Annotated in this window: 4 protein-coding genes, 1 pseudogene and 1 riboswitch; of the genes and pseudogenes, 4 read left to right on the top strand and 1 reads right to left on the bottom strand. The window is 70.8% G+C overall.

The window, feature by feature from the left end:
- The 4 genes from ACYVE7_RS27555 to ACYVE7_RS27540 all read left to right on the top strand — a co-directional run.
- Window positions 1–659 (top strand): DUF47 domain-containing protein (locus tag ACYVE7_RS27555; protein ID WP_460368605.1); only part of this gene is annotated, 659 nt, incomplete at its 5' end.
- Between the two features lie 62 nt (window positions 660–721).
- A riboswitch (S-adenosyl-L-homocysteine riboswitch) is annotated at window positions 722–797 on the top strand.
- 13 nt (window positions 798–810) lie between these two features.
- On the top strand, window positions 811–4398 hold the full coding sequence (gene metH, locus ACYVE7_RS27550) for a methionine synthase (RefSeq protein ID WP_460368603.1): 3588 nt from the start codon (window positions 811–813) through the stop codon (window positions 4396–4398).
- Window positions 4399–4448: 50 nt separating this feature from the next.
- Window positions 4449–5291, top strand: coding sequence for a helix-turn-helix domain-containing protein (locus ACYVE7_RS27545; RefSeq protein WP_460368607.1), 843 nt, complete (start codon window positions 4449–4451; stop codon window positions 5289–5291).
- Window positions 5284–5694 carry a VOC family protein gene (locus ACYVE7_RS27540; RefSeq protein ID WP_460368601.1) on the top strand — a complete coding sequence of 137 codons (411 nt, stop codon included), beginning with the start codon at window positions 5284–5286 and terminating at the stop codon, window positions 5692–5694. The genes ACYVE7_RS27545 and ACYVE7_RS27540 overlap by 8 nt, the downstream gene beginning before the upstream one ends.
- Before the next feature lie 140 nt (window positions 5695–5834).
- Here the strand turns inward: ACYVE7_RS27540 and ACYVE7_RS27535 are convergent.
- A pseudogene (locus ACYVE7_RS27535) lies at window positions 5835–6089 on the bottom strand (alpha/beta hydrolase); the annotation flags it as partial.

Genomic DNA, 6089 nt, shown 5'->3' with positions numbered 1-6089 from the left:
GCCCTACTCTCCTGGAGCCTGCTGTGAAACTGAAACGCTATTTCGGGCTGATGACCGGCCGGATGGACCACATCCTGGAGGACGGCCTGGTCGGCCAGCTCCACGCCACCCGCGAAGGCGCCCGCCTGGCCGCCGCGATGACCGGCGGACGCGTCGGCCGCGCCGAGGCGCACCGGCGGATGCGGGCCATCGAGCACCGCGGCGACCGGCAGCGCGAAGCGGTCGTGGAGCGGCTGTCGTCGGCGCTGGTCACCCCGATCGACCGCGAGGACCTGTTCCGGCTGTCCCGTTCCGTGGACGATGTGCTGGACACGCTGCGCGACTTCGTCCGGGAATCGCATCTGTACCGGGTGCCGGGCCGCCGGAACCTCTCCCCCATGCTGGAGGAGGTGCTGTCCGGGGTCGCCGCGCTGGAGAAGGCCGTCCACGAGCTGATGGTGCGGCCGTCGGAGGCGGCGTCCAGCGCGTTGGAGGCGCGGAAGGCGGGCGGCGCGATCCGCCGGCTCTACCAGTACGAGCTGGCGCGGGTGCTCAACGGCGAGATGACGACCGACATGATGAAGGAGCGCGAACTCGTCCGCAGGCTGGAACTGGCCGGCTCGCACATCTGCGACGCGGCCGACGCCATCGCGGACGGCTCGATGAAACGCTGGCACTGATCATGTCCACGTGGTGAGACGGCGACCAAGGACACGGGAGCGTCACGAGGTAGGATCGAGGCTCGGCCGAGAGGCGCTGCGACGGGCTCGGGCCCGCCACGCTCGGCCCCTGTAATCCGTTAAGGGCGCCTCCCGGACAAAGGGAGGCATCGTGGTGGGAACCGAAGCGCTACGCGCACTGCTGGAGCAGCGGACCGTCGTCCTGGACGGAGCGTGGGGCACGATGCTCCAAGGCGCGTCCCTCACCCCCGCCGACTACCGCGGCGACCGGTTCACCGATCACCTCATGGACGTGACCGGCGACCCCGACGTCCTCGCGCTCACCCGGCCCGACGTCATCCTGGACGTCCACCGGCAGTACCTGGCCGCCGGCGCCGACATCACCTCCACCAACACCTTCACCGCCACCACGATCGGCCAGGCCGACTACGGGCTCGAGGCGTACGCCTACGAGATGAACGTCGCCGCCGCCAAGCTGGCCAGGCAGGCCGCCGACGAGTTCGGCGGACGGTTCGTCGCCGGTTCGGTGGGGCCGCTGAACGTCACGCTCTCGCTGTCGCCGCGCGTCGAGGACCCCGCCTACCGTGCCGTCACCTATGACCAGGTCAAGGCGGCCTACGCCGACCAGATCGCGGCGCTCGCCGAGGGCGGCGTCGACATCCTGCTCATCGAGACCATCTTCGACACGCTCAACGCGAAGGCCGCGATGGCGGCGGCCCGCGAGGTCGCGCCGCATCTGCCGCTCTGGATCTCGGTGACCATCGTCGACCTGAGCGGGCGGACCCTGTCCGGGCAGACCGTCGAGGCTTTCTGGACGTCGATCGCGGACGCCGAGCCGCTGGTCGTGGGCGTCAACTGCGCGCTTGGCGCCGACGAGATGCGCCCGCACATCGCCGACCTGCACCGGCTGGCCGGCATCTACACCGCGTGCCACCCGAACGCCGGCCTGCCGAACGCGTTCGGCGGCTACGACCAGACCCCCGAGGAGACCGGACGGCTGGTCGGGGCGTTCGCCCGCGAAGGCATGGTCAACATCGTCGGCGGCTGCTGCGGCACCTCCCCCGCCCATATCGCGAAGATCGCCGAAGAGGTCAGGGGGCTGCCGCCGCGCGTCGTCCCGTCGCCGCCCACCCGGACCAGGTTCTCCGGGCTCGAGACCTTCGAGATCACGCCCGACACCGGCTTCGTGATGATCGGCGAGCGGACCAACGTCACCGGTTCGGCGAAGTTCCGCCGGCTCATCGAGGGCGACGACCACCAGGCCGCCGTCGACGTCGCGCTGGAGCAGGTGCGCGGCGGCGCCAACCTGCTGGACGTCAACATGGACGCCGACCTCCTCGACAGCGAGGAGGCCATGACGACCTTCCTCAACCTCATCGCGACCGAGCCCGAGGTCGCCCGGATCCCGATCATGGTCGACAGCTCGAAGTGGTCGGTCCTGGAGGCCGGGCTCAAGTGCGTGCAGGGCAAGGGCGTCGTCAACTCGATCTCCCTGAAGGAGGGCGAGGGCCCGTTCCTCGAGCAGGCCGCGAAGATCCGCTCCTACGGGGCGGGGGTCGTGGTGATGGCCTTCGACGAGCAGGGCCAGGCCGACACTGCCGACCGCAAGGTCGAGATCTGCGCGCGCGCCTACGACCTACTCACCCGGAAGGCCGGGTTCCACGGCGAGGACATCATCTTCGACCCCAACGTGCTGGCCGTCGCGACCGGCATCGCCGAGCACAACGGCTACGCCAAGGCGTTCATCGAGGCCCTCCCCCAGATCAAGCAGCGCTGCCCCGGCGCGCGGACCAGCGGCGGCATCTCCAACCTGTCGTTCTCCTTCCGCGGCAACGACGTGGTCCGTGAGGCGATGCACTCGGCGTTCCTGTTCCACGCCGTCAAAGCGGGCCTCGACATGGGGATCGTCAACGCCGGGCAGCTCGCCGTCTACGAGAACATCCCGGCCGACCTGCTCGAACTGGTCGAGGACGTGCTGTTCGACCGGCGTCCCGACGCCACCGACCGGCTGGTCTCGTTCGCCGAGACCGTCAGCGGCTCCGGCACCAAGCGCGAGGTCGACCTGGCGTGGCGGGAGGCGCCCGTCGCGGAACGGCTCGCGCACGCGCTCGTCCACGGGATCGTCGACTTCATCGAGGCCGACACCGAGGAGGCGCGGCAGTCCGCCGCCCGCCCGCTCGACGTGATCGAGGGGCCGCTGATGGACGGGATGAAGATCGTCGGCGATCTGTTCGGCTCGGGCAAGATGTTCCTGCCTCAGGTCGTGAAGAGCGCGCGCGTGATGAAGCGGTCGGTGGCCTATCTGGAGCCGTACATCGAGGCGGCCAAGGACGGCGCCGAGGCGGCGCGCGGCAACGGCAAGGTCGTGCTGGCGACCGTCAAGGGCGACGTGCACGACATCGGCAAGAACATCGTCGGCGTGGTGCTCGGCTGCAACAACTACGACGTCATCGACCTCGGCGTGATGGTGCCCGCCGCGAAGATCCTCGACACGGCGATCGCCGAGAACGCCGACGCGATCGGGCTGTCCGGACTGATCACCCCGTCGCTCGACGAGATGGTGTCGGTGGCGGCCGAGATGGAGCGGCGCGGGATCAAGCTGCCGCTGCTGGTCGGTGGCGCGACCACGTCCAAGCAGCACACCGCGGTGCGGATCGCGCCCGCGTTCACCGGCACGACCGTCCATGTCCTGGACGCCTCGCGGGTGGTCGGGGTGGTCGCCGACCTGCTCGACGAGGAACGGGCGGCGGCGCTGCACACGTCCAACCTGGCCGAGCAGGCGCGGCTGCGGATCGCCCACGAGAACCGGCGCAGCCAGCCGATGCTCGGGCTCGAACAGGCCCGCGCCAACGCCGAGAAGGTGCCGTTCGACGAGCTGCCCGTCCCCGAGTTCACCGGGCTGCGGACCCTCAACCCGCCGATCGCCGAACTCCGCGAGATGATCGACTGGACGTTCTTCTTCCTCGCCTGGGAGCTGAAGGGCAAGTACCCGGCGATCCTCGAACAGCCCGCCGCACGCGACCTGTTCGACGACGCCAACCAGCTCTTCGACGAGATCATCGCGAACGGCAGCTTCGAGGCGCGCGGCGTGTACGGCTACTGGCCGGCCCACTCCGAAGGCGACGACATCGTGCTCGCCGGCGGGGTGCGGTTCCCGATGCTGCGGCAGCAGACCGTCAAGCCGGAGGGACGCCCGAACCGGAACCTCGCCGACTACATCGCGCCGTCCGGCGACCACCTCGGCGGGTTCGCGGTCTCCATCCACGGCGCGGAGGAGCTGGCGGCGTCCTACGAGGCGGCCGGCGACGACTACAAGGCGATCATGGTGAAGGCGCTGGCCGACCGGCTCGCCGAGGCGTTCGCCGAGTTCGCGCACCTGCGGGCGCGGCGCGCCTGGTTCGAGCCCGACGCCGCCCCCGCCCTCGAAGACCTGCACGCCGAACGGTTCCGCGGCATCCGTCCCGCGCTCGGCTACCCGGCCAGCCCCGACCACAGCCTCAAGCGGGAGCTGTTCGAACTGCTCGACGCCTCCTCGATCGGGATGACGCTGACGGAGTCGATGGCGATGACCCCCGCGGCGGCCGTCAGCGGGCTGATCTTCGCCCATGAGGACGCCAAGTACTTCACCGTCGGACGGGTCGGGCGCGACCAGATCGACGACTACGCGCGCCGTCGCGGGCTGCCCAGGGACGAGGTGGAGCGCTGGCTCCGCCCCAACCTGGCCTACGACCCGCAGTAGCCCGGGCGCCCCTGAGTGTCGGGGGTGTGGCGCACAATGGGCTGGTGGAGATGGTCCACCGGCCCGCCGCGCCCGCCCTGCGGCCGTACGTCGCCTGGTACCACGGGTACCGGGAGGTCGACGGCGTTCCCGGGCTGCACCGGGGGCTGCCGTCGCCGCTGCTCACACTGATCTTCACTTTCGAGGTGCCGCTGCGGCTGGCGGCGCATCCGGATGGCAGCCCCGCCCGCAGCTACGACACGCTGGTGGGCGGGCTGCACACGTCGCCCGCGGTGATCGCGCACGACGGGGTGCAGTGCGGAGTGCAGCTCGGGCTGCTGCCGTGGGGGGCGCGGGCGCTGTTCGGGGTGCCCGCCGGTGAGCTTTCCACGCTCTGCCTGGACGCGTCCGAGGTGCTGCCGGGGGCGTCCGAGCTGTGGGAGCGGCTCGCGCACGCCGGGTGCTGGGCCGAGCGGTTCGCCGCGATCGACAGGGTGCTGCTGCGCGCGCTCGGCGGCGGGCGGCGCGGGCTGCCGATGGACCGGGAACCCTACGAGGTGACGCGGGCGTGGGAGCTGCTGGAGCGGTCGGGCGGGGCCGCGACCGTCACGGAACTGGCGCACGCGTGCGGGTGGAGCGAACGGCATCTGCGGAACCGGTTCGCCGCGGAGACCGGGCTGACGCCCAAGGCGGCCGGACGGATCTTCCGGTTCGAACGGGCGAAACGGCTCATCGAGACGGGCGGGCGGGACTTCGCCGAGGTGGCCGCCGCGGCGGGCTACTTCGACCAGGCCCACCTGGCCAGGGAGTTCAACGCGCTGACGGGGCTGCCGCCGAGCAAGTGGCTCGCGGAGGAGTTCCGAAACGTCCAAGCCAAGATCGCGGCGGAGCGACAGGATGGTGACCATGAGTGACAGGACACCGGCCCCGCAGGTCTGGCCTACCTTGCGGGCGAACGACGCCTACGGCCTCATCAAGTTCCTCGTCGAAGCGTTCGGGTTCACCGAGACCGTCGTCCACGGCGACGGGAAGACCGTCCACCACGCCGAACTGGCCTGGCCTGAAGGCGGCGGGATCATGCTCGGTTCGGTCCGTGACGTCCCGGACGACAAGTGGGCGCTCCAGCCCGGCGGTTTCGGCTGCTACGTCGTCACCGACCAGCCGGACGAGCTGCACCGGCGGGCGGTCTCGGCGGGGGCCGAGATCACCATGGCGCCGATGACGACCGACTACGGCTCCCGCGACTTCACCGCCCGCGACCCCGAGGGCAATCTCTGGTCATTCGGAACCTACCGGGGCGAACCGATCAGCGAGTGACCCCCGTCACGGCGCTGCCGCGCTGGTGGCGGCGTCGTCGGCCGTCCGGTTTCGCGTGAATTTACTATCGCGATCTCCCGGCTCATGGGTTGACCACATACCGCGACCGTCGCGGCGAGCCCACTCTTACGGGCATGAGTTCAGGTCAGGGAGCCCACCAGCGCAGGCCAGACACGGTGCAGCTCGCGGTCCCAGTACGGCCAGCTGTGGGTGCCGTCGCGGTACAGGTGCGTGGTGATCGGGATGCCGAGCGCGCGCAGCCGCCGCAGGAACGGCCGGACCGTCGACCGGACGGCCGGCTCGGCCAGATTGGCGGCGCTCCACGGGCCGGGCGGGTCCAGCTCGCCCGGCCTGCCGGTCAGCCCGCACGACAGATACAGGCCGGTGCCGCGCAG

The sequence above is a fragment of the Actinocorallia lasiicapitis genome, from assembly GCF_054778695.1.
The sequence above is the reverse complement of the archived record's forward strand: the minus strand, read 5'-3'. Positions and strand labels throughout refer to the sequence as shown.

Bases quoted from the DNA above. Each gene is read 5' to 3' on its own strand.
- ACYVE7_RS27545 (WP_460368607.1), top strand. From the start codon at position 4,449: ATGGTCCACCGGCCCGCCGCGCCCGCCCTGCGGCCGTACGTCGCCTGG.
- ACYVE7_RS27540 (WP_460368601.1), top strand. From the start codon at position 5,284: ATGAGTGACAGGACACCGGCCCCGCAGGTCTGGCCTACCTTGCGGGCG.